The organism is Salinimicrobium oceani, assembly GCF_012037645.1.
Genome location: NZ_JAAVJR010000003.1, coordinates 431,318 through 455,008 on the forward strand (window position 1 = coordinate 431,318; position 23,691 = coordinate 455,008).

23 protein-coding genes and 1 pseudogene are annotated in these 23,691 nt (G+C 41.7%); 18 read left to right on the forward strand and 6 right to left on the reverse strand.

Going from position 1 to position 23,691, the window contains the following annotated elements:
- Window positions 1-214 precede the first annotated feature (214 nt).
- Window positions 215-1,264 (forward strand): mechanosensitive ion channel family protein, encoded by a 1,050-nt coding sequence (locus HC175_RS07710; RefSeq protein ID WP_168137903.1) that lies wholly within the window; start codon window positions 215-217, stop codon window positions 1,262-1,264.
- On the opposite strand, the pseudogene HC175_RS07715 reads toward HC175_RS07710, so the two are convergent.
- Window positions 1,230-3,047 (reverse strand): annotated as a pseudogene (locus HC175_RS07715) (glycoside hydrolase family 15 protein). The gene HC175_RS07710 and the pseudogene HC175_RS07715 sit on opposite strands and share 35 nt — an antisense overlap.
- Window positions 3,048-3,141: 94 nt before the next feature.
- Between HC175_RS07715 and HC175_RS07720 the strand changes: the two are divergent.
- From HC175_RS07720 to HC175_RS07730, 3 genes are all read left to right on the forward strand, one after another.
- Window positions 3,142-5,358, forward strand: coding sequence for a bifunctional alpha,alpha-trehalose-phosphate synthase (UDP-forming)/trehalose-phosphatase (locus tag HC175_RS07720; protein WP_168137904.1), 2,217 nt, complete (start codon window positions 3,142-3,144; stop codon window positions 5,356-5,358).
- Between the two features lie 141 nt (window positions 5,359-5,499).
- On the forward strand, window positions 5,500-5,766 hold the full coding sequence (locus HC175_RS07725; RefSeq protein ID WP_168137905.1) for a YtxH domain-containing protein: 267 nt from the start codon (window positions 5,500-5,502) through the stop codon (window positions 5,764-5,766).
- Between the two features lie 93 nt (window positions 5,767-5,859).
- Complete coding sequence (locus HC175_RS07730; protein WP_168137906.1) at window positions 5,860-7,224, forward strand: M28 family peptidase; 1,365 nt, start codon at window positions 5,860-5,862, stop codon at window positions 7,222-7,224.
- Between the two features lie 33 nt (window positions 7,225-7,257).
- On the opposite strand, the gene HC175_RS07735 is transcribed toward HC175_RS07730, so the two are convergent.
- The gene (locus HC175_RS07735; protein ID WP_168137907.1) at window positions 7,258-8,223 is read right to left on the reverse strand and encodes an App1 family protein; all 966 of its coding nucleotides are present in this window, start codon (window positions 8,221-8,223) and stop codon (window positions 7,258-7,260) included.
- Window positions 8,224-8,288: 65 nt separating this feature from the next.
- On the opposite strand from HC175_RS07735, the gene HC175_RS07740 reads away from it, so the two are divergent.
- From HC175_RS07740 to HC175_RS07760, 5 genes are all read left to right on the forward strand, one after another.
- Entirely contained in the window at window positions 8,289-9,164 is an 876-nt protein-coding gene (locus HC175_RS07740) for a diacylglycerol/lipid kinase family protein (RefSeq protein ID WP_168137908.1), read from the forward strand.
- Window positions 9,165-9,320: 156 nt separating this feature from the next.
- Window positions 9,321-9,977 (forward strand): hypothetical protein, encoded by a 657-nt coding sequence (locus HC175_RS07745; RefSeq protein ID WP_168137557.1) that lies wholly within the window; start codon window positions 9,321-9,323, stop codon window positions 9,975-9,977.
- 28 nt (window positions 9,978-10,005) lie between these two features.
- On the forward strand, window positions 10,006-10,707 hold the full coding sequence (locus HC175_RS23850; RefSeq protein ID WP_209309949.1) for a PRC-barrel domain-containing protein: 702 nt from the start codon (window positions 10,006-10,008) through the stop codon (window positions 10,705-10,707).
- 135 nt (window positions 10,708-10,842) lie between these two features.
- Window positions 10,843-12,054 carry a bifunctional alpha/beta hydrolase/OsmC family protein gene (locus HC175_RS07755; RefSeq protein ID WP_168137909.1) on the forward strand — a complete coding sequence of 404 codons (1,212 nt, stop codon included), beginning with the start codon at window positions 10,843-10,845 and terminating at the stop codon, window positions 12,052-12,054.
- Between the two features lie 114 nt (window positions 12,055-12,168).
- Window positions 12,169-12,774: a superoxide dismutase family protein gene (locus HC175_RS07760; RefSeq protein ID WP_168137910.1), complete on the forward strand. Its 606-nt coding sequence runs from the start codon at window positions 12,169-12,171 to the stop codon at window positions 12,772-12,774.
- Between the two features lie 123 nt (window positions 12,775-12,897).
- On the opposite strand, the gene HC175_RS07765 is transcribed toward HC175_RS07760, so the two are convergent.
- Window positions 12,898-14,208, reverse strand: a complete 1,311-nt coding sequence (locus HC175_RS07765; protein WP_168137911.1) for an NAD(P)/FAD-dependent oxidoreductase — start codon at window positions 14,206-14,208, stop codon at window positions 12,898-12,900.
- Window positions 14,209-14,329: 121 nt separating this feature from the next.
- Between HC175_RS07765 and HC175_RS07770 the strand changes: the two genes are divergently transcribed.
- Genes HC175_RS07770 through HC175_RS07780 form a run of 3 tightly spaced genes read left to right on the forward strand, consistent with a single transcriptional unit; the run spans window position 14,330 to window position 15,910 of the window.
- Entirely contained in the window at window positions 14,330-14,824 is a 495-nt protein-coding gene (locus tag HC175_RS07770; protein WP_168137912.1) for an RNA polymerase sigma factor, read from the forward strand.
- A 10-nt stretch (window positions 14,825-14,834) separates the two neighbouring features.
- Entirely contained in the window at window positions 14,835-15,473 is a 639-nt protein-coding gene (locus HC175_RS07775; RefSeq protein ID WP_168137913.1) for a hypothetical protein, read from the forward strand.
- Between the two features lie 2 nt (window positions 15,474-15,475).
- The gene (locus HC175_RS07780; RefSeq protein WP_168137914.1) at window positions 15,476-15,910 is read left to right on the forward strand and encodes a hypothetical protein; all 435 of its coding nucleotides are present in this window, start codon (window positions 15,476-15,478) and stop codon (window positions 15,908-15,910) included.
- Between the two features lie 30 nt (window positions 15,911-15,940).
- Here HC175_RS07780 and HC175_RS07785 read toward each other — a convergent pair whose 3' ends face one another.
- On the reverse strand, window positions 15,941-16,759 hold the full coding sequence (locus HC175_RS07785; protein ID WP_168137915.1) for a lysophospholipid acyltransferase family protein: 819 nt from the start codon (window positions 16,757-16,759) through the stop codon (window positions 15,941-15,943).
- A 44-nt stretch (window positions 16,760-16,803) separates the two neighbouring features.
- Window positions 16,804-17,445 (reverse strand): NUDIX hydrolase, encoded by a 642-nt coding sequence (locus HC175_RS07790; RefSeq protein WP_168137916.1) that lies wholly within the window; start codon window positions 17,443-17,445, stop codon window positions 16,804-16,806.
- A gap of 28 nt (window positions 17,446-17,473) precedes the next feature.
- On the opposite strand from HC175_RS07790, the gene HC175_RS07795 reads away from it, so the two are divergent.
- A complete protein-coding gene (locus tag HC175_RS07795) occupies window positions 17,474-18,190 on the forward strand; it encodes a peptidylprolyl isomerase (protein WP_235942552.1) in 717 nt (238 codons plus the stop codon).
- Here HC175_RS07795 and HC175_RS07800 read toward each other — a convergent pair whose 3' ends face one another.
- Window positions 18,191-18,904, reverse strand: coding sequence for an RDD family protein (locus HC175_RS07800; RefSeq protein ID WP_168137918.1), 714 nt, complete (start codon window positions 18,902-18,904; stop codon window positions 18,191-18,193). It abuts the gene before it with no gap.
- Between the two features lie 33 nt (window positions 18,905-18,937).
- On the opposite strand from HC175_RS07800, the gene HC175_RS07805 reads away from it, so the two are divergent.
- From HC175_RS07805 to HC175_RS07825, 5 genes are read left to right on the forward strand one after another with little or no spacing between them, the layout of a single operon-like run.
- Window positions 18,938-19,912, forward strand: a complete 975-nt coding sequence (locus HC175_RS07805; protein ID WP_168137919.1) for a stage II sporulation protein M — start codon at window positions 18,938-18,940, stop codon at window positions 19,910-19,912.
- On the forward strand, window positions 19,893-20,759 hold the full coding sequence (locus tag HC175_RS07810; RefSeq protein WP_168137920.1) for a hypothetical protein: 867 nt from the start codon (window positions 19,893-19,895) through the stop codon (window positions 20,757-20,759). Before HC175_RS07805 ends, HC175_RS07810 begins: the two co-directional genes overlap by 20 nt.
- Before the next feature lie 2 nt (window positions 20,760-20,761).
- Window positions 20,762-21,508: a DUF4129 domain-containing protein gene (locus tag HC175_RS07815; protein ID WP_168137921.1), complete on the forward strand. Its 747-nt coding sequence runs from the start codon at window positions 20,762-20,764 to the stop codon at window positions 21,506-21,508.
- Entirely contained in the window at window positions 21,492-22,691 is a 1,200-nt protein-coding gene (locus HC175_RS07820; protein ID WP_168137922.1) for a DUF4350 domain-containing protein, read from the forward strand. The genes HC175_RS07815 and HC175_RS07820 overlap by 17 nt, the downstream gene beginning before the upstream one ends.
- A complete protein-coding gene (locus HC175_RS07825; RefSeq protein WP_168137923.1) occupies window positions 22,692-23,690 on the forward strand; it encodes an AAA family ATPase in 999 nt (332 codons plus the stop codon).
- The last annotated feature ends 1 nt before the right edge of the window (window position 23,691 follow it).

The window sequence follows — 23,691 nt, forward strand, 5'->3', positions numbered from 1 at the left end:
AGTTATTAAAGAGGCTGTCTGACAAGCAAATCATACGTCATCCTGATTTTTTTTCAGCATTCTTACCAATTATAGTCAAAAGAAGATTGGAAGCTGAAAACATGTTCAGCTTGACGGAATATGGTGCTTTCAGACCGCCTCTTTTTATTTTTTAAACTAATTTAACAGGCATTTTCCTTATCATTATTTAGTTTGTGAAAAAGCAAACGGAGATATGGAAGATAATACTACTTACATCCTCATTTTCCTGGTAGGGTTGGTCGCAGTATATTTTGCTGTACATTTTTTCCTTAGGAGACTGGGAAAAGATCCGGGAAATATCCTCCCTCATAACCTTGCGAGCCGCTTAAAAATTCCGATCATCATCCTCCTTCTGGCCGTTGGCATACAGGCGGGATTGATCAACCGGGAGATCATTACAGAACCCGGGCAGGTCGCATTTTTCCAACAGCTGCGGTCTCTACTTCTTATTTTAAGCTTTACCTGGTTCATAGTTGTGGGTATAAGAATTGCTAAAAACCAATTTTTAAAGCAGTTCGATGTCAACACCTCCAATAACCTGAGGGCCAGAAAAATTTACACGCAATTCAACATTATTGAGAGAATAGCGATTTTTGTAGTTGTTTTGTTTGGTGCCGGAATTGCCCTGCTCACATTTGATGGTATTGAAGAAATTGGGATGAGTATCCTCACCTCTGCCGGGATTGCCGGAATTGTTCTTGGTCTTTCAGCACAAAAGGTGTTCGGAACCATTTTCGCGGGAATACAGATCGCCATTGCCCAGCCCATACGGATAGATGATGTCGTCATTGTAGAAGGGGAATGGGGCCGTATAGAGGAGATCAAGCTTACTTATGTGGTAGTAAAAATATGGGACAAACGCAGGTTAGTTCTGCCCACCACCTATTTCATTGAGAAACCATTTCAAAACTGGACGCGCAATTCTTCAGATATTCTTGGGACCGTATACATCTATACCGATTATGATCTTCCCATCGATAAATTAAGAGCCGAACTAACGAGGCTTCTTAATGCCACCGACCTCTGGGACCGGAAGGTAAATGTCATACAGGTCACCGACGCCACAGAAAGGACCATGGAATTACGCGCCCTTATGAGCGCTAAAGATGCTCCCACTGCATGGGATCTTCGCGTGTACGCCAGGGAAAACCTCTTGAAGTACATCAGGGAAAACTATCCCCAGAGTTTGCCAAGAACCCGAGTTGAAGTTAAAGAAGGTCCTCCTCGCCCAGAAAAGCTTTGAGTTGCGCCTCGGAAGTCATTCCCTTTGAAAAATTCATCGCAGTTTCTATAAGTGCAAGATGAGAGTAGGCCTGCGGAAAATTTCCAAGCAGTCGTTTTGTCTCAAAATCAAGATCTTCACTAAAAAGGCCCAGGTGATTACTGTAAGACAACAGCTCATCGAATAAGCGGACTGCTTTTTCCCGCTCACCAATTTTAAATAAGCTGTTGATAAACCAAAAAGTACAAATAGTAAAAGAGGATGAGGGAAGTCCAAAATCATCTTTGTTTTTATACCTGAACAGGAGTCCGTTATAACAGAGTTCCTTTTCGGTAGCTTTAACCGTACTAATAAACCTGGGATCTTTGGCCTTTATAAAGCCATAAGTTTCCATTAACAAGGTAGAAGCGTCCAGATCTTTGGAACCATAAGATTGCGTGTAGGCCTGCATTTCTTCATTCCATCCTTTTTCATAGATGTCATCATAGATCTCCTGCCTCAGGTCCTTCCACTTTTTGTCGTTGATCCCGTTCCTTAAGATCTCTCCAATCTTTACAGCCCTGTCTACTGCTACCCAACAGAGAAGTTTGGAGAAGGTAAAATGACGCTCTTCTGTTCTAAATTCCCATATACCTTTGTCTGGCTGCTGCCAGTGTTCTTCCACGATCCTTACAATTCCGCGAACGATGGTCCATAGCTCTTAACTATTCTCAAGGGTTGTTTCGAACTGCAGGAATTGCTGATAGATGACCTCCATAAGAATGCCATAGATATCATTCTGCTTTTGTATATAAGCTGCATTTCCTATTCTTACAGGCTTGGAATCCTCGTAACCTGCAAGATGATCCAGAATGTGTTCGGTAAGTTCCTTTTCACCATTAATTCCATACATGATTTGCAGTTTTTCATCCTTATGCGGAATAAGATGGATGATGAACTGTAAAAAACTTTGAGCAGATTCCTTGTGGCCCAGGCTGTTCATTACTTTAATGACCATCGAAGCATCCCGAATCCAGCAAAAACGATAATCCCAGTTACGTACTTCTCCAATGGTCTCGGGCAAAGAAGTAGTCACTGCTGCCAGTACTGCACCCGTTTTTTGATAGCTCATCGCCTTGAGCACCAGGGCACTTCTGGCTATTTCCTCTCCATAATGAGGAAACTTGGTGGTTTGTTCACTCCAGTTCATCCAATAGGTCTTGGTGCGCTGAAATTTGAGATACGCCCGCTCAAGATTCTGTTCTCTTAATTTTTCATGGTAACCTAAAAGAAAATATTCATTTTGCGTAAGACTAATCTCCTTTCCTTCCAGCACAGTATCCAGATCCAGGCTGGTATAGAGATATAGGGAATCATATTTCCCCTTACGGGTGAAGCTTTTTAAATAATGCCGATGATTTTCAGTAAAGGTTTCCTCCCGGGCATAATCGAGTTTAGGCTGGTAGTTCACCCTTACCTTTGGCGTGCCTTTTAGAAGATAAACAAACCTCACAATATCTGGCGGGGCATAAAAACTTCCGTTTTCTTCCCTGTAACGCGGCATAAAATCTATAACCTGAAAAGCTGCATCTTCAGAAGTAAAGGTGGTGCACAGAATATTGGTCTTCCAGAGATATTTCTGGCTTATATTGTAGTGACTGGCAACTTCAAAGGAGAAGCTGCCACCAATGTTCTTATCGAGTAGTTTGGCAAAGACTGAAGCGGAGTTAAAATTGGGCAGACAACACCAGTCCAGCGAGCCCGTTTTAGAGATCAATGCGGCACTATTACAGTTCCCGATCAACCCGTAATCCAGTGTATTCATTAGTCTTAAAGTTCTTTTAAAATAGTAGGGTCCTTCTTTTAATTTTCGGAAATTTAAGCAAAATGAATTAGATAGAACGACCTGAAAAATTATTATGGGTAAAACAATTATTGTCTCTAACCGCCTACCCTTACAAATAAATATTACAGAAAATAATGAACTGGAAGTCACTCCTAGTGTGGGTGGCCTGGCAACAGGATTAAAAAGCTTTCACCAGGAAGGTGATAGTATTTGGATTGGTTGGACAGGAATCGCGGAGGAAGACATTCCAGATGCACTTGAGAAAGAAGTCATTCAGGAGGTGAAAAACCAGGATTGCATCCCTGTCTCTCTTACTTCCGATGAAATTGAGAAATTCTACTATGGGTTCAGTAACAGGACCATTTGGCCACTATTCCATTATTTCATGGAATTTACTGAATTTGATCCAGATCATTGGGAGGCCTACAAAGCGGTGAATAAAAAATATGCCGAAGCTGTTATAGAGCGCCTTGACGACGACGATGTAGTTTGGGTTCACGATTACCAGCTCCTCCTTTTACCTGAATATATTAGAAGAAAGAAACCCAATGTTACGATCGGGTTCTTTAATCATATCCCTTTTCCTTCTTCGGAAGTCTTTCGAACGCTTCCCTGGAGAGAGGAAGTGTTAAGAGGAATGCTGGGTGCAGACCTTATTGGGTTTCACACCTATGATTATGAACGACATTTTTTACGATCGGTTAATCGCATTCTGCGATATGATATCAACTTCAACAGCGTGAATATTGGTAATAGGATCGTAAGGTCTGATTCCTTCCCAATGGGAATAGATTATAAGAAATTCCATAAAGCTGCCAAGGAACATAAGGATCAGCCAAGAAGTGAGAATTCAGACATTCAGAAAAAACTGGATTACCATAAATACGTCACCCGTAATACGAAACTTATCCTCTCGATAGATCGTCTGGATTATACAAAGGGAATTGCCAACCGCATCAGAGCGTTTGGATACTTTTTAGAAAAATATCCTGAATATCAGGAAAAAGTGCGGCTTATTATGCTTGCTGTGCCTTCGCGCACCAATGTTCCGCAGTATCAGCTGCTTAAGAAGGAGATAGATGAGCTGGTAGGACGCATCAATGGAAAGTTCGCTACGATAAACTGGACCCCCATTTGGTATTTCTACAGAGCCATGCCTTTTGAAAATCTCATAGACCTATATGCTTCAAGCGATGTCGCGCTCATCACACCTACTCGTGACGGAATGAATCTGGTAGCAAAGGAATACATCGCCACCAGAACAGATCAAACCGGGGTATTAATTCTGAGTGAAATGGCAGGTGCAGCTCATGAGCTTAATGAAGCGCTGATCATTAATCCCAACAATTTTGAACAGATCGTCGACACCATGAAAATGGCCCTTGAAATGCCAGAGGAAGAACAAATAAGGCGTAACAAGATCCTTCAGAAGAGATTAAAAAGATATAATGTAGAGCGTTGGGCAAGTGATTTTATGAAGAGCCTGCGAGAGACTAAAGATTCCAGAAAAGCCTTTAAAAGTATTCAGCTTAACGACAATATTAAAAAAGACCTTTTTGACAAGTATAGCGCGGCACAGCATCGCATCCTGTTTTTAGACTACGATGGTACACTGCGAAAGTTTGTAGACAAGCCAGACGAAGCCCATCCCGATGCCGATTTACTAGACCTTATTGGCAGACTGGGAGAACAAAAGAACACCCGGGTGGTCATTATAAGTGGCCGGGACAAGGAAACCCTTGGTAACTGGTGGAAGAACCTGCCGATAGAACTCATTTCTGAACATGGTGTTTGGAACCGACCCGTAGACAAGGAGTGGCAATTGACCGAGAACCTCAACAATAGCTGGATGAGCACGGTAAGACCGGTACTTGAAACCTTTGTTGACCGCACTCCAGGTACCTTCATTGAGGAAAAGAATTTCTCGCTGGCCTGGCATTACAGAAAAGCAAATCCTGAACTGGGAGAGGTTCGGGCTAATGAACTTTCGGCCGTATTAAAAGATATGATCTCTAATCATGGGTTAAGTGTTTTGCAGGGAAATAAGGTGCTGGAGATCAAGAACAGTGGAGTGAACAAAGGAAAAGCAGCAAACAAGCTTCTCGTGGAAAAATATGATTTCATTTTTGCAATTGGTGATGACTGGACAGATGAATATCTCTTTACAGAACTACCCGATCATACTGTCTCTGTCAAGGTGGGCAGAAACAAGACCGAAGCTAAATATTTTATTGATGATGTAGACGAAGTAAGGGCCCTGCTCAGCGAGTTTGCCAGTCTTACGAGGTAGCACAAAATGAGTGTTAAATTATCGCTAAAAAATTTTGAAGTTTTAAAGCAACCTTAACTAGGTATTCTCTTACACCCCACCATTTTAGAAGTATATTAGCCAAAGTATTTAAAATAAATCAATCACAGTAAACTGTAAGACATGAAAGCAGGAAAATTTATAGCAGGAATAATTTCAGGTGCCGCAATTGGTGCAATTGCAGGAATTTTATTTGCACCTAAGAAAGGTACAGAAACACGTAAAAATATCACCGACAAGAGCAATGAATATATGTACGGTGCTAAAAACAAATACAATGATCTGGCCGATAATCTTTCTCACAGATATGACTCTGTAAAATCTAAGATTAGAGGAAAATCAAGACAGGTGGAAAACAGTATGGATGGTGATGACAAGATCATCTACTAGAAAAACCACTTCAATCTATAAAAGCTGCATTCGTGCAGCTTTTTTTATGTCCAAATTTTAGTATTTTGGGAAACGAAAATTAAAAAAATAATTATGTTTAAAAATGCCTTTTTTGCCACCTTAGTTTTCTGCGGCTTTATTGCAGGCGCGCAAACGAATTCAGCACCGCCACAAGTAGATTTGAGGATCTATGATATTATTGAAGCAGTCTCTGCCGACAGTATTGAACAAGATATTCGCACGCTGGCTAATTTTGGCACCCGTAATACTTTTAGCGACACCGTTTCCAACACCAGGGGTATTGGAGCAGCCCGAAGGTTTATTAAATCAGATTTTGAGAAAATTTCTAAAAAATGCGGAAATTGCCTGGAAGTCTTCTACCAGAAGGATTTTGTCACTAAAGATGAAGGAAACCGCGTACCTAAAGATGCCTGGGTAGTAAATGTAGTCGCAGTACAAAAAGGAACTAAGTATCCTAATCGCTACGTTATTATGACTGGCGACATTGATTCAAGAGCCAGCAACACGATGGATTTTACTACAGATGCTCCGGGAGCAAATGACAACGCCAGCGGAATGGCGGGAGTAATGGAGGCGGCCAGAGTGCTTTCCAGGTACAGTTTTGAGAGTAGTATTATCTACCTGGGTCTTTCGGGCGAAGAACAAGGACTTTTTGGCGGACAGGGCTTCGCAAAGATGGCTAAGGAAAAGGGCTGGAACATTATTGGTGTATTCAACAACGATATGATTGGAAACATTCAAGGAGTTGACGGAGTGATCGATAACCGAACTTTCAGAATATTTTCTGAACCTGTACCTCCTACAGAGACCGAACGCGAAAGAAATATGAGAAGGTTCTATGGCGGAGAAGTGGACGGAATTTCCAGGCAGCTGGCAAGGTATGTTCATAAAACCACAGAGACCTACATGCCTGAAATGAACCCTATGATGATTTACAGGCTTGATCGATTTGGGAGAGGAGGCCATCACAGACCGTTCAACGATCTAGGTTTCCCCGGAATCCGCATCATGGAGGCCCATGAAAATTACAATCAGCAACACCAGGATATACGTACTGAAAATGGCATAGCTTATGGAGATGTCATTGAGCACGTGAACTTTGATTATGCTGCTAAGCTAACTGCTGTTAATGCTATCAATCTTGCGAGCCTCGCCTGGGCTCCTCCTGCTCCAGAAGAGGTTGCCATTGGGGGCATTGTAGAACCTTCAGCAAAACTACGCTGGAAAAAAGTAAATGGTGATGAGGTAGCTGGCTACAAAATATATTGGAGATCTACTACGGCACCACAATGGGAACATTCAAGATTTGTTGGAGATGTAGATAGTTTCACCTTAGAAGGAATTGTGATCGACAATTTTTTCTTTGGTGTTGCTGCCGTAGGCAAAAACGGAAATGAAAGCGTAGTGGTTTTTCCATCTACTACATTCCGAGAATAGAATATTCTATATAGAACTTGAAGATAGGGATCTTTAAACGATCCCTATTTTTTTGGAATGCGCAATAGCAGTAGTACTATCTTTAAAATAGCAGGTTGCCACTCCCAGATCTTCAATATTTTCAAGGGTGCTTTTCACTTTTGGCTTTTGCTTCCGTGAGGTTTGCCTAATATAAATAGCTCTTACATTCATGGGGAAGATCTTTGCAACCCGCTCATACAGGTGAGGGTCCTGTTGTGAATCATCTCCAAGCAACACATATTGCAACTGAGGATAAAAGGAAATTATATCTTTTATTTTTATGAATTTATGATCGTGGCCACCGCGGCCAGTGAAGAGGAAGTCTCCCAAACCTGTTTTTATGCTCTTCAACTTTATTACTGCTTTCGGTAGTTTGTGCTTTCGGGTTAACTGCAAAATAAACTCATACAGGTTCCACTCGCTGCTCGACACGTAAAAAAAGGAATTGAACTGTCCGTTTTCCTCCTGCCCTGCCCTGCTCAAGGCCTGGTAATGGGGAACAACATCATTAAAGATTTCGCGGTTATTAATGTTTTGGGTGAGAATCACATAGAGCTTCTTAAAAAAGTTATTTGTGTGGGAGATTAGAAAAGTGTCGTCAATATCAGATATGATACCTAGTTTACTTTTAAAAGGCTTCAGCACTTCCCCTTTTTCTATGATACCCATTTCACCAATCTTACAGGAGACGGTATAGGGGTGCCATCCACTGTCCAGAAATTTGTTATAGGGCAAATTAAATCTGAAATATCCGTCATCTGTGGTCTTAGTTTCCACTTCGAGATCTTTGAACTTCAATTTTACTCTGGCATTGGTAATAGGATTGATGGTAAACATCTTATATACTGATTTAGCGTGCCTGTAGCCTTTCCTGTCAATCTCATATTTATCTGGTGCCCAGGAGTCGAAAACGTGACCAAACACTACCAGTTCCTGGTCATTAACATAGCCTCTGTACAATTTGATGTCCAATTTCATATTTAATATAATTTTACAGGCAATCCTTTCCAAATTAATTAATTTTAGCCACAAGCTCAATGAAAATGACCGAATTTAGCAGGGTTTTAATGGTTGTGAATCCTATTTCGGGAGGCCGGGAGAAATCGGGCCTTTTAGAAGAGGTAAAGGAAATTCTCGAGACCAGAGGTCTTGAAAGTCATACATTTTTCACTTCGGGAGAAGGAGACAAGCAGGCACTTCAGCAGGAGATCGCCAGCTTCGACCCTCAGCGCATAATTTCCATGGGAGGTGATGGCACCATCAAGCTTATTGCAGAGATCCTGCAAGACAATTCCATTCCCGTGGGGGTATTCCCTGCCGGTTCAGCTAATGGTTTGGCAGAAAACCTTGATCTCCCAACCGAAGTACCTGCCCTGGTAGATGTCTGCCTCGGAAATAAATTTATTGACCTGGACACCATTATCATCAATGGTGAGCTCTGTTTGCACATTAGTGACATAGGACTAAATGCAGCGCTTATAAAAAATTATCACGAAGGAAATATCCGCGGAAAGCTGGGTTACCTCATTCAATCTATTCCCACGCTCATTCAAAGTGATTTCCCCTTTCAGTTTGAAATTGAGATCAATGGAAAGACGATCTCCAGGAAGGCAGTTCTCATTGCCATAGCGAATGCGAAGAAATATGGAACAGGAGCGAACATTAATCCCAATGGTCGCTTCGATGATGGAAAGTTCGAGATCTTGATCTTCAAAGAATTCAACATTCCGCAAATACTTGAGACATTTAAGGAAAACGTGGAGCTCAATGAAGACTTTCTGGAGATCATTCCAGGAGTGGAAGCCAAAATTAGAAGTTACAAAAACATTCCCTTTCAGATAGATGGGGAATACAGAGGTGATATTAAAGAGGTAGTAGCCAGGATCGCCCCTGTAAAAATGAAAATTGCGGTTCCGTAAAAATTTCTGCGATTCTTTCTTAAACCACTAAGATTACTTCGATCGATTCCCCCTTTTAATGCTTAATTAACAATAATTTAGGCTGCTCTTAATTAAAAAGGGTCGCTAAATCTGTAATTTAGGGAATCAATAATCTAACTAAAAAAAAGAAAAATTATGGCAGAGATTAAGATCGAAAAAAAGAAACCAATTTGGCCGTGGATCATTCTGGCTCTGGTAATATTGGCGCTCTTATACTTTTTAGTATTTGCAGACGACGATAACGATGATATGGATGACGCAAACACCGAACAGGTTGAAGAAGGAACGGTATGGGAAGATGATACCGACACTACCACCTGGGACACTGAAACGGACACCACTAATTGGAATGCTCAGGGAGATTCATTATCTGCCACTGGCCAGGGAGTTGAAGGCTACCTAACCTATATTTCAGACAGCAATCGTATGGGTGTTGATCACCAGTACACCAACAACGCGATAATAAGCCTTATGAATGCGGTTCAGGCAAAGGCCAATGAACTTAATGTAGATGTAAGCGCAGACATGCAGGCTGTAAGACAGGATGCACAGCAAATTCAACGAGATCCTTCAGCAACTACACATGCAAACAAAATTAAAGACGCAGGTACTAAGCTGGCTAATGTCATTGAAAAAATGCAGAAGGAGAAATTTCCTAATCTGGCATCAGATGCTCAGGAAGTAAAAACTGCGGCTCAGAATATCAACGCTTCTACCCAGACCCTTCAGCAAAAAGATCAGATAAAGAAGTTCTTCGATGAGGCAGGGGATGTCTTAAAGAAAATGAGCTAATCAAATAATATTAAAACAAGAGAGAATTATGACAGATAGAAAAGAACATAGAAAACATTTGTACTATTTACACGAACTTTCAGATTTCAAAGTAGATAGTCATGACCCAGATGTAAGGGGATGGCCAGTGAAAGATGTGGACAACAGAGTCATTGGAAAGGTCGACAATCTTCTGGTAAATAAAGAAAAGAAACGCGTTGTCTACCTTGATGTAGAAGTAGAAAAATCTATTATTGATGCAAACCACGATCCATACGGTAGCTCGGCTTCTGGAGATGTGCATGAATTCATCAATAAAGATGGCGAGAATCACCTCATCTTGCCCATAGGCCTCGCAAGGCTTAATGAAGATGAAAAATTTGTCTATACAGACAGGATCAATCACCGAACTTTTGCCGAAACCAAAAGAATGGAAAAGGGATATGATGTTGACAGGGATTATGAGATCGTAGTTCTCGAATCTTATAACAGAGACCTGGACAGAGATTACAGCAGAGAAAGCGATATAGATGCTGAAAGAAGAAGAATGCAGGAGGCAGACAGGGATCAACTTACCGACAGAGACCGTACCTCAACCGATTTTGATCGTTCAGATCGCGACAGGGACAGCCTAACCGGCAGAGATACAGGTAGACCAAGCGACCGCAGAGATAGCGGTAGAATACCTGATGATGATTCCTTCTATGACAGAGGAGAATTTGACCGCTCAAAATTCCGCAATAACAGGTAAAACTGTTAATGCCCTTTACGGCCATTTAAGAAGCAGAACTTTTCTGAAATTTAAAGGGATCCATAACAGGATCTCCTCTGAATGAAGAATTCTCCTTCTTAAATGGCTTTTTTATTTCATCCTAAATATGGCCTAATGAATTATTCCAAGATCAGCTTTCCAAATGCCGAAGGACACGAACTTTCTGGCTATCTGGATCTACCGTTGAACGAGAAACCGCATAGTTTTGTGCTTTTTGCCCACTGCTTTACATGCAACAAAAATTACTTTGCAGTCAAGAATGTCTCACAGGCACTTTCTCAAAGAGGCTATGGAGTTCTTCGTTTTGATTTTTCTGGATTAGGCGATAGTGAAGGAGATTTCGCCGATACCACTTTTTCGGGTAACGTAGCAGATCTCTTAGCCGCCGCCGATTTCCTGGAGAAGAATTACGAAGCACCTGCCATGCTGGTGGGTCACTCCCTTGGCGGTGCTGCAGTGATCTTCGCCGCAAAAGAACTTCAATCGGTAAAAGCCATTGTTACCATAGGTGCACCTTCATCTCCGGTACATGTCAAGCACCTGCTTAAATCAAACATAGAGGAAATAAAGGAGAAAGGAATAGCTGAAGTGAATGTTGGCGGAAGAAATTTCAGTATAAAGGAAGATTTCCTTAATGACATCAATTCTCATGACATGGGATCATTTGCCAGAGATCTGAAAAAGGCCTTTTTGATCATGCATTCGCCGCAGGATACTGTAGTAGAGATTAGCAATGCAGAAGAACTTTATAAGGCTGTGAAACATCCTAAAAGTTTTATCTCTCTAGATGGAGCAGATCACCTGCTTACAGATCCAGATTATTCCAGATACACAGGTGATCTCATTGCAACCTGGGCTTCCCGCTATCTTTCCATTCCCGAAAAGGAGGAACTGGAAACAGAGCATATGGTGGTAGCTAATCTTGGTGCAACAGGATATACTACCCAAATGAAGGCGGGTCATCATTATTTCACAGTAGATGAACCAAAGAGTTTTGGAGGAGAAGACCTGGGACCCTCACCCTATGAATTACTGTCGGGAGCCCTGGCAGCCTGTACTTCCATGACCATACAAATGTATGCCCGCCGAAAGAAGTGGGTCCTCAAAAATGTAGAGACCCATGTTGATCATAAAAAGAGACATGCTGAAGATTGTGAGAACTGCGAAAAAAGTTCAGCTAAAATTGACATTTTTGAAAGGGAGATCGTTCTGGATGGAGATCTTGATGAACAACAGCGACAGAAGATCCTGGAAATAGCCGACAAATGTCCCGTTCATAAAACCCTTCACAACAAAATAACGATCAGCACTACCCTAAGAATTTAGGGGCCAGAAAATAGCTTTCCTTATGTACAGCAGGTGTTAAGCTCTCCTTAATTTTTTGCACAAAGAAGGCTTTTGGCATAATTTAGATTTTCTAATCACAAAATAACCATCAGAATGAAACGAATTGGACTTACTTTATTATTTTCTGCAGCCCTGGTCTTTACAGGTTGTAAAAATGAAAATCAAACTGCTGCAGATCGGGTAGATGAACAGACCAATATGACACAGGGAAAAGATGATGCAGGAGCTGACGATACAAGCATGGAAAACCGTGAACTTACGGTTAATATAGAACCCCGAAGTGGAAGCAACGTTTCCGGAACGGTGACTTTTCAGGAAGAAAATGGAGAAGTGACGATGACCGCAGAAGTTTCTGGTCTGGCTGAAGGAATGCACGCCATTCACCTTCATGAAAATGCAGACTGTTCTGCCGAAGACGGATCTTCAGCCGGAGGCCACTGGAATCCTACTTTTGAAGATCATGGAGAATGGGGCGATGCAAACGGTTACCACAGAGGAGACATTGGAAATTTTGATGTCAATTCCGAAGGAAAAGGAAGCATCACCTTCACAACCGATAAATGGTGTATAGGATGTGAGGATAAAACCAGGAATATTCTTAACAAGGCAGTGATCGTTCACGACGGAGTAGATGACTACACTTCTCAACCCAGTGGAAATGCGGGAACCAGAGTGGGATGTGCAGAGATCAAAGAATAATCAAGATTTTGAAATAAAATTTAATAGCGGCCTTTGAGCCGCTATTTTTTTTAGCCTAAGTGAATCTTCAGAGAGACCTGCGTTAGAATACCCTTCAAAAATGGCATTTTTGGAAGCTGATCCTTAGACCTTCTTCTGGTCTGCTTCCAGGTTTTTCTTATTGCTTTTAAAAGGCCGTATAATAAGGCGGGAAGCCTTGTCAAAATTTACGTAATTATAAACCCAGTTAAAGAAAGTGACCAGCCTGTTCCTAAATCCTACCAGGAAGTAAAGATGAATGAACATCCAAATAAACCAGGCAAAAAAACCGCCGAATTTTAACTTTCCCAGGTCGACCACAGCCTTGTTTCTTCCCACTGTGGCCATTGTTCCTTTATCATTATACTCAAAGGGAATCATTTTCTCTCCCTTTAAGATCCGTTTCAGGTTTTTAGCCAAATGTTTTCCTTGTTGAATGGCAGGTTGAGCCACCATAGGATGCCCCTTTGGAAAATCTTCAGTTTGCATTAGCGCAATATCTCCTATTGCAAAAACATTTTCATAACCCTTTACCTGGTTAAAAACATTGACCTCATACCTTGCAGCTTTTTCTATTAATGCCGAAGCATTCAGGCCTTTTACAGGAGCCCCCGAAACACCGGCTGCCCAAATAAAAGTGGAAGTGTGAAAAACAAGTTCATCCTTATTGGTAGTTACAGTTTCACCATCAAATTGCTGTACCATGGTATTCAGGTGGATCTTCACCCCCAGTTCCTTTAGAAACTTCTCTGCCTTACGGGAGGCCTTTTCGCTCATTGGAGGCAGTACCCGGTCCAAACCCTCCACAAGGTGAATTTCCATTTCTGAAGGGTCGAGGTCTCTAAAATCTTTTGGGACAATATGATTTCGCACTTCAGCAATTGCCCCGCATAGTTCCACTCCTGTGGGGCCTGCTCCTGCGATCACAAAATTGAGCAGCGCTTTTCGTTTTTCCGCATCTTCTGTTATTACCGCCTGTTCCAGATTTTCCAGGATGAGACTTCTTATATTCAATGCCTGCGGAATGGTCTTCATCCACATCGCATTTTCTTCAATGCTTTTATTTCCGAAGAAATTGGTTCGGGAACCTGTAGCGAGTACCAGATAATCAAAAGCTAACGCTCCAATGGAAGTTTCAAGTCTATTTTCTTCAGGCACGATCTGTTGTACCTCGGCCAGCCTGAAATAGCCGTCCTTGCTCTTGCGAGTGATCTTTCTAAGCGGATAAGCAATAGAATCGGGTTCAAGTCCAGAGGTGGAAACCTGATACAACAGAGGTTGAAAAGTGTGATAGTTGTGCCTGTCAAGAAGAACGACCTGCAGTTTTTCCTTTAATAGATGTTTTGCAATGGAAATACCAGCAAAACCTCCACCAACTATCACTATTCTTGGATAAGCAGAAATAGGAATGTTCATAAAACATCTCGGTTTCTTTCAAAGTTATAGCTTTCTTCAAAGAAACACGAACAGAAAGAAATTTTAAGCTAATTGTAACAAGAAGGCTAAATTCGTTACCTATAAGAGCATAAACATTATTGTGGAAAACCACCTGGAACATGAATTTGTAACGAATCTTGAGAAGCACCAAAATATTGTGCACAAGATTTGCCGTATGTATACCAATGACAGGGAGTCTCACAATGATCTCTTTCAGGAAATCACCATTCAGCTGTGGAAAGCATACCCCAAATTCAGGGGAGACGCGAAATTCAGTACCTGGATGTACAGAGTGGCCTTGAATACAGCAATTACCCTCTATAGAAAATCTAAGAAGGACATTCGCACTCAGGATTATGATGAAGTTAGCTTTAAAATAAAGGCCGATGTCTACAATGACGAGATAGAGCAGCAATTAATGCTCATGTATAAAGCAGTAAAAGAATTAAATGACATAGATAAAGCCCTGGTTTTTTTATACCTGGAAGATCAATCATATAAGGAAATTTCAGATACTCTGGGAATTTCTGAAGTTAATGCACGCGTAAAGATGAACAGGATAAAAAAGACCCTTAGAAACATTTTAAATCCGTAGTACCTACCCAATGGATGAACTTGAATTTTTAAAACAAAACTGGAAAAAGCAGGAAGAAAATCTTCCGAAGCTTTCCTATGACGAGATCTACAAAATGATCTGGAAGAGGTCTTCTTCTATCGTAAAATGGATCTTTGTCATAAGTGTGGTAGAGCTGCTGCTTTCTACCCTTCTGAGTATCTATATGGCCGATGCTAATTACTGGGAGCAAATGGATGAGCTGCACCTTAAGCAAACCACCATTTTTGTATATATAGTAAGCTATCTCATCACCTTCTACTTTATTTATTGTTTTTACAGAAATTACCAGAGAATTTCGAGTACCGACGATGCCGCTACCTTAATGAAGAACATCCTTAGAACAAGAAGGACGGTAAAAATCTATATCGCTTATATCCTTATTTCCACTGGCCTTTACTCTATCCTCATTGCTTATTTCTCTATTCAAAATCACCAAATGGTCCAGGATGTTCAGGATGTAGAGAAATATACTTTTGATGCCATGGACTGGGTGAAATTTACCGTTGCAGGAATCATTATTCTGGGAGTTTTCTTACTTGCCCTATGGCTTTTTTACAGACTTATTTATGGAATTCTCCTGCGAAGGCTTAAACGCAATTACAAAGAACTTAAACGACTGGACCTTTGATCATGCTGAAGAAAATTGAACACAGGGATATCTGGAAGGAAGATGAGGCAAATGAACTTAATTCCTTGCTCGAGCACCTAAAAAGTCGGGACTTACCAACTAGTACAATAGATTTTGTTAACACAAAAGTGGAGGTGTTCAATGAATTTTCCGGAACACCTGGCGCTGTAAAGAAAGAACTTAGCCGCACCAAAACTGACCTCCTGAAATTCCTTGAGAAGGAACATGAACTTGTTCCAGAGAAATATTACACTACGTACTGGATGACTCTGGGCATGAGCGCTTTTGGTCTTCCCTTTGGAGTTGTCCTTTACGCCATTACGAATAACCCGGCTTTTATTGCTTTAGGTCTTCCCATAGGTCTGGCAATTGGCAGCCAGTATGGTGCACGCCTGGATAAAAAAGCAGCTGAAACTGGGAAAGTACTTAAGTTTTAAAATTCTGTTGTGGGTGAATTGGAGAGATTATTAATGGTCTTCTTCCTTGTAATCCCAGCTTCGGGTTTTATTGAGCTCCTCAATGGCTTCAAGTTCTTCCTTGGAAAGCACTTTTAAAAAGGATGGATGCTGTTCAATGGCGTATTCCAGCTTTTCCACAATCTCTTCTATCGTATCGTTCTCATAATCAATAGCCAATGGCTTCTTGATCTGAAATGTTTGAAGGATTCCCTTTTTCCTGATCCTAAGTCCTTTTTTGTCAAAGGATCTTCTAAAGCCATCAATAACTATAGGAATGACTATAGGTTTGTATTGTTTGATGATATGCGCTGTTCCTTTTCTAATAGGTTTAAAAGGTTTGGTAGTGCCTTGTGGAAAAGTAATGACCCAGCCATCGTTGAGGGCGGTTCCAATATTCTTATGGTCATCTGGATTGACCTCTCTCTGTACCTCCTTACCCTTTTCTCTCCAGGTTCTTTCTACAGAAACTGCACCGGCATACGCCATGACTCGCGTTAAGAAACCTGCATTCATGGTTTCCTTAGCCGCAACATAGTAAATATTGAGTTTCGGCTGCCAAAGGTATCCCACATTTTTTATGGAATCTACCCGCCCGCTCAAGGCCGCATTAAAGACGTGGAACATGGCCGTGACATCGGCGAAATAAGTTTGATGGTTGGAGACGAACAGCACATTATTATCTGGCAGATTCTTAATGATCTCAGAGCCTTCGATCTTTAATTCATTAAAACCCCTGTAGCGTCGATGGGACAATAATCCAAAGATCCGGATAAGCCATTTTTTAATGAAAAGATAATGTCCAAAAGGATTCTTCTTCAATATCCCCATTTGTTCCCTCACATTTTAAGAACGACAAAGATACTTATTTAAATTCACAGCACCTGCTTGAGAATATCTTTCATTTCACTCAGCATCATCGCGGTAGCGCCCCACACGACGTGACCATTTAGAAAAAAAGCAGGCACTTCTATTTCTTTTGCGTAAGAGGTACTTAGAGTTTGTGTAGTTAGACAGGAGTCACTTAGAAATTCATTCAGCTCGATCTCCAGTACTGCTTCTACTTCCTCCTCCTGAGGAATGAGCACCGGAGTTCTTTTCATAATTCCCATAAATGGGTAAACCCAAAAATTGCTCGGTGGAATGTACAACCTGGAAAGTTCCCGAAGCACTTCCACCTCCTCCCGTGGTATGCCCACCTCCTCCTGAGTCTCCCTGAGAGCGGTATGCATAAGGTTCAGGTCTTCTGGTTCTACCCTGCCGCCTGGGAATCCAACCTGGTTTGAATGTACCCCTCTGTAGGTCTTTCTAAGGATTAACACAAACCTGGTTTCATTTGAAGGACCGGGGTAAAAGACAGCAAGAACTGCCGCTTCATTTGGTTTCTGTTCCTCAATATTTATACGCTCCAGGTCCTTTAACCTCATCATGGGTGCCAATTTAAAATGTGACTCTTCTCCCGGAAGCGTAATTTTCCTTAATTTCGGACTAACATTTAAAAAATCCTGGAAATTCATGAGATACTTTTTGCTGATATTCCTCGGTATGATCACCGTTTTTGCAAGTTGTGAAGATAAACAAACTTCAAGACAAAATAGCACAACCCCTACTCTCGAAAAGCCTGTGCAACCCGATACAAACGCAAGAGATAACACAGAAGTAGAAAAGGTGGTCGAAGCTGAAGAAGAGAAAAAAGAAAGACGGGAGGGACCTTTACTGGTCCAGGAAGAATTGATCCCATTTTATACGGCATATGCCCAGAAAAACAATTCAAACAGGGTTCGAATTAAAACTCGCTTTGGTAATATAGATGTGGAACTGTTTCGAGACACTCCCCTGCATCGGGCTAACTTCCTGTATCTTGTAAAACAGGATTATTTTGACAACACTTTTTTCCACAGAGTGACAGAAGGTTTTGTGATTCAGGGAGGAAATTCAGACAACCCCGATACCAACAAAAAACGGCATCGCATTGGAGACTTTTTAATTCCCAGCGAATTTGAAGCCGGCCATCGCCACGTTCGCGGGGCACTTGCTGCTGCCAAATATGCAGAGCAAAACGTGAGCAAGGCCTCTTCTCCCTTTGAATTTTATATTGTACAGGATCCTAATGGCGCTCATCACCTTGATAACGACCATACGGTATTTGGCCGGGTTATCTCCGGAATGGATGTTGTTGACAAGATCAACAAAGTCGAAACAGATCAAAGTGACTGGCCCTTAACCAATATTCACATCCTTGAAACTGAGATCCTTGACTAATTATTGCTGAGTATAAAAGCTATAATCTGTAAGCACAGTTTTTATAAACTGCATAGGTCTTTCCTTTGGAGTCACCTGTAATAATTCAGACACCTTGGTGGAAAGGCTGTCAATCACCCGGAAGTTGGAATTTTCCAGGGAGTTGCGGTAAATTTCCTTTATTTCCTGCACATCTTTATCAGAAAGCACAGTAACTTGTGGGTACACGGGCTTATAATGAGCAGGCACCGTTGTGAGGATAGATCGATCAAGGCCTACTTTTAGCTTTTCTGAAATAACGGTAGTTCCGGCAGCAAGATCTCCCAGTCGCTGCCCTTTTCCCGAAAGGAGAATACTAACTACTGCTACACTGCCACTGGTAATGGTAATATCCACAATTCGCAGCAACCAGCGGACAATGTAATTGGAGAAGGCTGGTTTGGAACCGTCTAATTTGACCACTCGTAGCTCTAAAGCAGCTTTTCCAGGAGAGCGGCCATTCCAGAAGGTTTCCCACAATAAGAAATACAGCATCAATGGAAGAATCAGCACAGATACAAATAAGAATTCCTGCCCTGTTCCCACACCTAGTCCTCCCAGCAGCATTAAAGAAATTACAATATAGGCCAGCATAATTAACCCATCAATGAGATAGGCCAGTATTCGCTCTCCAATTCCCGCCACATTTTGTGTAATGCTAACATTTTGGGCGGTTTCAATTTGAAAATTATCCATTTAATATGTTTCTTTGAGACAAACTAACAAAGAATGCGTGAGGCTGCTTTCGTAAAGCAAAATAAGGATAAATGGCAAAGATTTGAAAGCGCCCTGCAAAATAATGCCCTGGTTCCTCCCAAAGAACTTTCTGAACTTTACCTTGAGATCACAGATCATTTGAGCTACGCTCAAACCTTTTATGCTGGCAGCAACACCAGCATTTATCTTAATAACCTGGCTTCCAGAGCTCATCAAAGCATTTATCGCAACAAAAAAGAATCACGTAACAGGATCATCAGTTTTTTTACTGAAGAATTTCCGAAGGAATTTTACGCTTACCAGAAGCAGTTATTACTGGCATTCTTAGTTTTTGCACTATTTACAGCTGCAGGAAGTTTTTCAGCAGCAAGTGATGGGGCCTTTGTTCGTTCGATTCTTGGAGATGCTTATGTGAACATGACACTTGAGAACATTGAGAACAATGATCCTATGGCCGTTTATAAGAAAATGGGGGAAATGGAAATGTTCCTGGGAATTACGATCAACAACGTTCGGGTAGCACTCATGGCGTTTGTCTTCGGTATCTTTGCCGGTTTGGGTACTTTGTTCATCGTAATGCAAAATGCGATCATGCTCGGGTCCTTCCAGTATTTCTTTTATGAAAAAGGCCTGCTCTGGGAATCTGTGAGAACCATATGGATCCATGGAACCATTGAGATCTCGGTCATAATAGTTGCGGCATGCGCAGGCCTGGTTGTGGGGAAAGGCATCCTTTTTCCAGGCACCTACAGCCGGCTTACATCCTTTGTTAAAGGGATTAAAGCTGGTTTAAAAATCGTGATCAGTACTGTTCCATTCTTTATTCTCGCCGGCTTCCTGGAAGGTTTTGTTACCCGGCAAACTCAGATGCCCGACTGGCTGGCGGTGGTCATAATCGCCTCTTCCCTCGCACTTATTGTTTTTTACTACGTATATTATCCCATCTATTTAAACAGGCCATCCATAAATGTCAACACCACCAATTGAATTCCGTCGCCAAAGAGAACTGGGCGATATCATCACCGACACCTTTAAATTTCTAAGACAAAATTTTAAGCCTCTGTTTAAAACCATTTTTAAGATCACGGGACCTGTTTTTGTGATCCTGCTTTTTGCTATTGGCTACTATTCCTATCTGGGTATGGATTTCCTCGAAAATCCGCTGTTTTCCGATACTGCAGAAATTGAGATTGAAGTTTACCTCATTTCTATTTTCATACTTTTATGTTCTATGCTGGCTTTTTACGTTTTGCTCTACAACACCGTACTTCACTACATAAAAAGTTACATTAACAATGCAGGTGTGGTAAGCAATTCGGAAGTGGCAAAAGGAGTAAAAAGAGATTTTGCGCCCATGCTTGGAATCCTACTGCTAGCGGGACTTATTTCGGGATTTGGATTGATGCTGTGTGTGCTTCCGGGAATATATCTCTGGGTGCCCATGGCCCTTACCCCGGCTATTCTCATCTTTGGCCGCAGCTCGGTAATGGACAGTATTGGATATGCTTTCGATCTTATCAAGAATAACTGGTGGAGTACCTTTTTTACGCTTTTTGTAATGACTTTGCTCGTTTATATTATCAGCATGATCTTTCAGTTTCCGCTAATGATCTACTATTTTATCAAAACCCTTACCATGGCCAGAGAAGGTAGCGTGGCAAATCCTGCCGAACTTATAGACTGGGTATATGTGTTTTTCAACGTGCTGTCCTCTCTTTTTCAGTACCTGCTCACTGCCGTTGTTATTATAGCTACAGCTTTTATTTATTATAGCCTGGATGAGAGAAAAAACGCTACAGGATCTTATGATCGCATCTCTAACCTGGGGTCTTAAAAATGGCAAAACTGTTTCTCATTTTTTTTCTTGGCTTTAGCTTCTTCGGAATCTCTTCGGAAGCTTTTGCTGTGGCACAAACTGCGGAAACAGATCTTAAACCCCTCGAATTTTCTGAAAAAACGCTGAAGCGGTTTAAAGAAGATCCAGCTTTCAATTATACTGAAGTCACGGCTGAAGACAACTGGTGGACCAAGTTCAAACGTTATGTGCGATTACATTGGCAGCGGTTCCTAGACTGGATGTTTGGCGACTATGAAGCTCCGCTGCTCCTTGCGATCTTCCTTGATATCCTGCCTTACCTATTACTGGGTTTGCTGCTTGCATTGATATTGTACCTTTTTACAAAGATCAACCCCGGAAATCACTTTTTTGGAACCCCTGCAGAAGTGGAAGTACATTTTGAGGAAGAGGAAAAGATCATCAGGAACAGGAATATTAAAAAATTGATCGAAAATGCCCTGGCCAAAGAAAATTACAGGCTTGCCGTCCGGTATCATTTTCTCTACGCTTTACAGCAACTTTCCCGCCAGGAGATCGTGATCTACGACAGTTCAAAGACCGATGAGGAATACGTGAAGGAAATACAGCTTCCTGCCTTACAAGCTCAGTTCAAGAAGGTGAACAGGATCTATGATTTCGTGTGGTATGGAAATTTTGCTCCTACCTCCGAAAATTATCAGAAGATCAGGAAAGAATTTGAAAAAGCAGAACTACTAATACAGCCCCGGTATGAGCAAAGCTTATAAAATAACGCTCACATTACTGGTTCTGTTCCTGGCATTGCTTACCTGGCTGGAAGCAAATGAACCCCAGCCAGTAAACTGGACTCCGAGTTATGCAGCTTCAGATGAGATTCCGTTAGGCACAAAAGTTTTGTTCGAAAGCCTAAAAGAGCAGGAGATACAATTTGAGCAGGTGAATGTACCGCCGTATGAATTTCTTCAGGACAGTACCAGGACCGGCACTTATCTCTTTCTGAATGATCAACTTTCCATAGATCAGAATGAACTAAAAAAGTTGCTGGCATGGGTAGAAAAAGGAAATACCGTTTTCTTCATTGCCGAAAGCCTCAGTGAAAATCTTCTGGATACCTTCAATCTTAAGACCACAAGCCTGGTACCAGAGGCCGGGATCTCCTCCAGACCTTTGATCAATCTCACCCATCCAAATTTAAAAAGTAAGGAACCTTTCCTCTATGACAGGGAAACCTACCAGGTCGGGTTTATAAATAACGACAGTTTGTCTGGAGAGATCCTGGGAATGACGCAACTCCAGGAAAATCCTGAAGTAGTAAAAAGACCCGAAGCTAATTTTCTGAGAGATTCTCTTGGTAAGGGTGTGGTCTATATTCATTTAATGCCCAAAGCTTTCAGTAATTACTTCCTGCTGGATAAGAATAATCACGAGTATGCAGAAAGAGTTCTTGCATATATACCCTCTCAAAAAAGGCTTTTTTGGGACCACTATTATAAGACCGGAAAAACCTTCAACACCTCGCCTCTCTACATCATCCTAAACAGCAAACCTTTGAGATGGGCATATTATTTCGTCATTATAGGGAGCATTATTTTTATCATTTTTGAAGGGAAACGAAAGCAAAGAAGTATTCCTGTCATTACGCCCCTGCGCAATCATACGCTCGATTTTACCCGCACCATTGCAGGTTTGTACCTTGACCGCAAAGACTACAAAGCCATAAGTTCCAGGAAGATTGCCTTATTTTTGGATCATGTTCGCAACCATTTCAGGATTTCTACAGAGCAGATCAATGATGGTTTCTATCAACGGCTGGCCACAATTAGTGAAAACTCTGTTGAAGACGTTAAAGCATTATGGCAGCTTATGGAAAGGCTGGAAAAGAAGAATACAGTTACCCGCGAGGAGTTGCTGCAGTTAAACAAAGCCATTAAGGCTTTTAAAAAAACATAAATGGAAAACGAAGAACTACATAACGAGGAACTCACTTTTGAGAATCGAATTCCCTTAGAGGAACTAAAACTTGCTGTAGAAAACCTGAAGTCTCAACTCTCCAGGATCATCATTGGACAGGAAAAATTTATTGATCTTTTGATCATTGGTCTCTTAGCCGACGGGCATGTACTCATTGAAGGAGTACCAGGAGTCGCCAAGACCATCACCGCTAAGCTCTTTGCCAGAACTTTGAAAACAGATTTCAGCAGGATACAGTTCACACCAGATCTTATGCCTAGCGATGTGTTGGGTACATCTGTTCTCAACCCAAAGACCTCCGACTTTGAATTCAGACCCGGGCCGGTCTTTTCAAATATCGTGCTTATTGATGAGATCAATCGTGCTCCGGCTAAGACCCAGTCGGCGCTTTTTGAAGTGATGGAAGAAAGACAGATCACCATTGATGGCAAACAACATGTGATGCATCCGCCGTTCATGGTACTGGCTACTCAAAATCCCATTGAACAGGAAGGCACCTACGCACTACCCGAAGCCCAGCTGGACCGTTTTCTTTTTAAGATCAATGTAGGTTATCCCAATATGGACGAAGAAATCATGATCCTGCAAACTCACCATGACAGGCAAGGCGCTGCGCCACAAACACAGATTGAGGCGGTGCTTGACCCGGAAAAACTGCAGACCCTAAGAACACAGATCCAGGGAATAAGGATCGAGAAAAAATTGCTTATCTATATTGCCGAAATTGTAAGCAAAACAAGAAATCATCCCCACTTGTACCTTGGTGCTTCTCCCCGCGCTTCTATTGCCATCATGAACGCATCAAAAGCTGTAGCTGCAGTTGACGGCAGAGATTTTGTAATTCCCGAAGATATTAAAAAGGTGCTTGAGCCTGTTTTAGGGCATCGCATCATTCTGTCTCCCGAAAGAGAAATGGAAGGCAGCTCCACGGCCGGGGTAATTGAAATGATCACTCACTCTGTAGAAATTCCGAGATAAG